This window comes from bacterium (genome assembly GCA_020440705.1).
Lineage (GTDB): Bacteria > Krumholzibacteriota > Krumholzibacteriia > LZORAL124-64-63 > LZORAL124-64-63 > JAGRNP01.
Map to the genome: position 1 here is coordinate 1 of JAGRNP010000175.1, position 5,954 is coordinate 5,954.

The 5,954-nt window shown below is 70.7% G+C and carries 4 protein-coding genes; 3 read left to right on the forward strand and 1 reads right to left on the reverse strand.

The window, feature by feature from the left end; genetic code table 11:
* Window positions 1-303: hypothetical protein (locus KDM41_16870; GenBank protein ID MCB1185100.1), on the forward strand; the 303-nt coding region annotated here is incomplete at its 5' end.
* 81 nt (window positions 304-384) lie between these two features.
* On the opposite strand, the gene KDM41_16875 is transcribed toward KDM41_16870, so the two are convergent.
* Entirely contained in the window at window positions 385-2,268 is a 1,884-nt protein-coding gene (locus KDM41_16875) for a carbohydrate-binding protein (GenBank protein MCB1185101.1), read from the reverse strand.
* A 306-nt stretch (window positions 2,269-2,574) separates the two neighbouring features.
* On the opposite strand from KDM41_16875, the gene ftcD reads away from it, so the two are divergent.
* Both ftcD and KDM41_16885 read left to right on the forward strand, forming a co-directional pair.
* Window positions 2,575-4,281, forward strand: a complete 1,707-nt coding sequence (gene ftcD / locus KDM41_16880) for a glutamate formimidoyltransferase (GenBank protein MCB1185102.1) — start codon at window positions 2,575-2,577, stop codon at window positions 4,279-4,281.
* Window positions 4,282-4,350: 69 nt separating this feature from the next.
* Window positions 4,351-5,916 (forward strand): MFS transporter, encoded by a 1,566-nt coding sequence (locus tag KDM41_16885; protein MCB1185103.1) that lies wholly within the window; start codon window positions 4,351-4,353, stop codon window positions 5,914-5,916.
* Window positions 5,917-5,954 lie beyond the last annotated feature (38 nt).

Here is a 5,954-nt window from a genome sequence, read left to right on the forward strand (position 1 = left end):
GCCCCGCCGGCGGGCGTCGCGCCCCGCGCCGTGTTCACCAGCTCGGCGGCCCCCAATCCCTTCAACCCCCGCATCCGCATCGCCTGGGAAATGCCCCGGGCGGGCCGGCTCGTGCTCGAGGTCTACGACGTGCGCGGCCGGCGCGTGCGCACCCTCGTCGACGGCGAGGTCGCCGCCGGGCCCGGCGCGATCATGTGGGACGGCGCCGACACGGAGGGCCGCCCGCTCGCCTCGGGCGTCTACTTCCGGGTGGCGCGCACGGGCAGCGAACGCCAGGTCGGGAAGATGACCCTCGTGCGCTGACGGCCGCTCCCGGCCGCCGAAACGGAAAAAGGGCGGTGCCGTGGCACCGCCCTTCTCCCGTCTCCGGTCCCCGGCCCGGTTCTACTTGACCAGCGTGATCCGCTGGGTCCGTGCCGTCCCGGCCGCGACCAGGCGCACCATGTAGACGCCCGCCGCCGCTATCCGTCCGGCGGCGTCCCGACCGTCCCACTGCACCTCGTGGCGGCCGGCCGCGTGGACCCCGCCGTTCACCAGCCGGCGCACCTCGTGCCCGGCCGCATCGTACACCGCCAGGTCCACCAACCCGCCCGTCGCCAGTTCGAAGGCGATCGTCGTGGCCGGGTTGAACGGGTTCGGATGGTTCGGCAGCAGCCGCACCTCCGCCGCGGCCAGGTCCGGCACCGGGCTCACGGCGTCGCGCTCCAGTTCGAACCAGTTCACGTTGAAGCCCGCCGTCTGCGGCACGAAGCGCACCACGCGGGTGCCGGCCGCCAGGGCGACGGTGGTCTCGACCGTGGTCCAGGTCTGCCAGCCCGTCGTCACCGGCACGTTCACCTGCACACCCGCGTCCACGCCGTCGACCAGCAGGCGGAAGGCGCCCCCCGCCGAGAGCGAAGCCACCCGGGCCCGCAGGAAGTGGTCGCCGCCGGCGGGCACGTCGACCGTGTACTCGATCCACTCGCCCGGGTTCAGCCAGCCGATGTTGTACCCGCCGCCCGTATCGGTGCAGGCCTCGATGTCGACGCCCTCGGCGGTGCGGTACTGCCCCCCCTGGTTGGCCGCGTCCTGGTCGTTGTAGGCCACGCCGCTGCCGCCGACGTCGTAGTTCTCGGCCTCGATCCGCGCCGGCACCACCGGCAGGGGACCGGGGTAGGCCGTCTGGCCGCACCCGGCGCCCACCGTCAGGTCGAGCGTCGCGGTGGCCTCGCCGCCGAGGTCGTCCACGGCGCGGGCCGTCACCTGGTAGCAGCCGTCGGCCACGGCGGGCCACAGCACCTCGTACGGGGCCGTGGCGTCGGTGCCCACGACGGTGCCGTTCGCGGCGAATTCCACCGCGGCGATGGTGCCGTCGGCGTCGAAGGCCGTCGCCGCCAGGGTGATGTCGCCGGCGGGCGCGTTGGCGCCCGGCGCGGTGAACGCCACCAGGGGCGCCTCGTTGGGGATGTCCTGGTACACGCGCACCCAGTCGACCAGGTATTCCTGCGGGAAGGTCGCCGTGACGCACGACGGCGTCGTGCAGCCCGTGTACCAGCCGCCCACCGCGGTGTTCAGGATGAGGAAGAACTCCTGGTCGAAGGGGGCGCGCGGGTTGCCCGGTGCGCCTAGGGAGTACCACTGGGCACTGGAGCGGGTCATGAACAGGACGTCGTCCACGTACCAGCGGATGGCGTCCTCCTCCCACTCCACCGCGTACTCGTGGAAGTCGTCGGCGAAGTTCACGCCGCCCAGGCTGTAGGAACCGCTGGTGGAGGTGTTGTCCGGCCAGCCGCCGCCGTAGTGCAGGGCGCCGCCGACCGTGGTCGTCCCGTTGGCCGATTCCATGATGTCGATCTCGCCGCTGGCGGCCCAGCCGCCGTACACGTCGTCCTGGGGCATCATCCAGAAGGCGGGCCAGATGCCGCCGCCGGTGGGCAGCTTGGCGCGCATGACGATGCGGCCATACGTGACCCCGAACTTGTCCCGCGTGGTGATCTTGCCCGACGTGAAGGCCGAGCCGCCGTAGAACTCGCTCCGGGTGGTGATGACCAGGTTCCCGCCGGTCACCGCCAGATTCTGCGTGCGGTAGTACTCGAGCTCGCTGTTGCCCCAGCCGCACAGGTCCGGGCAACCGTTGCCGACGTCGGGGGTCCACTTGGTGGCGTCGAGCGAGGTGCCGTCGAACTCGTCCGACCAGACGAGCGACCAGGTGGCCGCCGCCGGCACCGCGCCGAGCAGCAGAACGGACAGGGCGGCCAGGGCCGCGACGCGGGTGATGCGAGGGAGCATGGGGCGATCCTCCAGGCGATACCGGGCTGGGCGCCAACGGCGCCGGATGCGGCCGGACCCGCGCGCACCGCGGATCCACCTCTCTATTATAGACTATGTTCGGTAAACGTACAAAGGTTGAGCAGGCTTTTTTCCGGGCGATCCAGGTCCCGTCCAGGGGATGGGCACCGGCCGGGTCCGACGCCCCGTAGGACTGGAATTCCCGCCGCCGACACCCTATCCTTCCGATGGCGGCCGGCCCCTCGCCCCGGTCGCGGTGCGGCCCGACGTCCGCGCACCCCACCCCATCCCCCGAGGATCCGGAGCATGAAGAAGCTCGTCGAGTGCGTCCCGAACATCAGCGAAGGCCGGGATCCGGCCGTCATCGAGGCCGTCACCGCCGTGGTGAAGGACGTCCCCGACGTCCACCTGCTGGACGTCGATCCGGGCGCCGACACCAACCGCACCGTGATCACCTTCATCGGCTCGCCCGAGGGCGTGGCCGAGGCCGCCTTCCGCGTGGTCAAGCGGGCCGCCGAACTGATCGACATGTCGCGCCACAGCGGCGCCCATCCCCGCCACGGCGCCACCGACGTGTGCCCCTTCGTGCCCGTGCGCGGCGTGACCATGGCCGAGTGCGCCGATATCGCCCGGGCCGTGGGCCGGCGCATCGGCGACGAGCTCGCGATCCCCGTCTACCTCTACGAGGAGGCGGCCAGCAGCGAGTTCCGCCGCAACCTGGCCAACGTGCGCAAGGGCGAATACGAGGCCCTCGGCGAGAAGCTCGGCACCACCGAGTGGGCCCCCGACTTCGGCCCCAACGCGTGGAACGACCGCGCCCGGCGCACCGGCGCCACCAACGTCTCGGCCCGCGGCTTCCTGGTCGCCTACAACGTGAACATCAACTCCATGAGCAAGAAGATCGCCCAGAACATCGCCCTGGACATCAAGGAGGCCGGACGCGCCGCGCGCGACGCCGACGGCGTCCTGCTCAAGGACGCGAACGGCGAGAACCTCCTCGTGCCCGGCCCCTACCGCCTCGAGGCCTGCAAGGCCGTCGGCTGGGTCATCCCCGAATACCGGCGTGCGCAGGTCTCCATGAACCTCGTCAACACCACGATCACCAAGCCGCACCAGGCCTTCGAGGCCTGCCGCAGGTCGGCCCAGGACCGCGGCGTGCGCGTCACCGGCAGCGAACTGGTGGGCCTGATCCCCGAGGGCGACATGATCGCGGCCGGCAAGCACTTCCTGAAGCAGGCGGGCCAGTCGGCGGGTATCCCGAAGCGGTTGATCATCGAGACGGCCATCCAGAGCATGGGCCTGGCCGAGCTGACCCCCTTCGACCCGGCCGAGAAGATCATCGAGTACCAGGCCGGCCTGGTCGACGGTCCCCTGGTCAGCATGAGCAACCGCGAGTTCGTCGACGAGCTGAGCAGCGACTCCCCCGCCCCCGGCGGCGGTTCGGTGGCCGCCCTCTGCGCCGCCCAGGCCGCAGGCCTGGTGGCCATGGTCGGCAACCTCACCGTCGACAAGCGCGCCTACGAGGACGTGCAGGACCGGGTCAAGGAGATCGCCGAGCAGGCCCAGGACCTCAAGGACTTCTTCCTGGCCGCCATGGACGACGACACCGCCGCCTTCAACGCCGTCATGGACTGCTTCCGGCTGCCCAAGGGCAAGGCGAAGGACCTCGCCGTGGCCGAGGCCACCCGCGAGGCCACCCGGGTGCCCCTGTCGGTCCTTTCGAAGGTGCCGGCGGTGCTCGAACTGGCCGGCGAGATCGGCCGCATCGGCAACCAGAACAGCCTCAGCGACGCCGGCGTGGCGGCCCTGGCCGGCATGGCCGGCGCCGAGGGCGCCTACTACAACGTCCTGATCAACCTCGACGGCCTGCGGGCCCTCGACCAGAGCGCCGAGCCCGACTTCGTCGCCGCCACGCGGCGCGCCGCCGCCGAGGCCCTCGTCCGCTGCGAGGACCTGGCCGCCGCGGTGAAGCGGACGATCCGCGGTCGCCTCGAGGACGCCCTCGACTCCTGAACCTGACGTGAAACCCGCTCCCGGCGTTCCCCCGCCGCCGGGACCCGACACGAACCCGAAAGGCAGACCATGGCCCAGGCCACGCCCCCCCAGAAACCGCAGTCGCCCTGGCAGGAGATCTCCCAGCCCTTCATCGACCTCTGGCACGCCCCGCGCGCGCTGTGGGGCATCAACCTGGCCTACTTCCTCGAGGGCTGGGTCTATTTCGGCATGCTGGGCTACCTGGCCATGTACTTCTCCGACCTGGTCTTCCAGGGCGACCCCCACGCCGACATCAACTCGCATCACATGGTGCTCGTGCTGACCGCCGGCATCACCATCAGCATGTTCTTCTTCGGGGGACTCGCCGACAAGTGGGGCATCCGGCGCACGCTGCTGATCGCCTTCGTCTTCCTGCTCGCCGGACGCGTGGTCATCTCCGCCGCCCCGCTCGTCTCGAGCGCGCCGGGCATGTGGGGCACGTGGCACCTGCTGACCATGGCCGGCATCGTCGTGGTCGTGCTCGGCTATGGCCTCTACCAGCCGGCGGCCTACGCCGGCGTGCGCAAGTTCACCACCGGCGCCACCGCGGCCATGGGCTACGCCATGCTCTACGCCCTGATGAACCTGGGCGGCTGGCTGCCGAGCTTCTTCAGCGACGTGCGCCAGTCCATCGGCATCACCGGCGCCTTCTGGGTGTACACGGGCCTGACCCTGGTCGCCCTGCTGGCCACCTTCTTCATCCTGACCCGCAAGGTCGAGGAGAAGGCCGCCGCGGCGGCCGAGGCCGCGCGCGCCGAGGAGAAGAAGGCCGCCGGCCAGGCGGCAGCCGCCCCCACCGCCGCCGGCGACGTTCCCGGCGCCTCGGTCGACGTCGACGCCTCGATCCCGGCCCACATGTGGGTCACCCTGGCGGCCATCGCCGGCTGCGTGGCCTTCCTGCCGTCCCACATCGCCCAGTGGACGTGGGCCGGCCTCGGCGCCGTCTTCGTCGCCGTGGTCGCCATCCCGGGCTGGCGCACACCCACCCGGGTCTGGCTGGCCAACCATCCCCTGGCCAACTCCAAGTTCTTCTTCTTCATCTTCGCCCTGATTCCGGTGCAGACCCTCTTCACCTACAACTGGCTCATCCTGCCCCAGTACCTCGAACGCGCCTTCGAGGGCGGCGTGGTGAGCGAGCGCTTCGAGATCTTCTCGAACATGAACCCGATCCTGATCTTCTTCGCCGTGCCCATCGTCACCGCCCTGACCCAGAAGCAGAAGATCTACAACATGATGATCATCGGCACCCTGGTCATGGCGGCGCCGGCGTTCCTGCTCGCGGTCGGCACCAACCTGTACACGCTGCTCGGCTACCTGCTGGTCATGACCATCGGCGAAGCCATGTGGCAGCCCCGCTTCCTGCAGTACGCCGCCGAGATCGCCCCCGAGGGCCGCACCGGCGCCTACATGGGCGTGGCCCAGTTCCCGTGGTTCCTGACCAAGGTCGTCGTCCCGCTCTACTCGGGCATCATGCTCACGAAGTACGTGCCCGCCGAGGGCCCGCGCGATCCCCAGACCATGTGGCTGTACTTCGCGATCATCGCCATGGTCAGCCCGGTCCTGCTGGTCCTCTTCCGGGGGTGGGTCGGCGAGCTCAAGGAGCGCTCCGAATAGAGGGGCGCCGGGATTCCAGCCAGGCTCCGTCGGGCCCT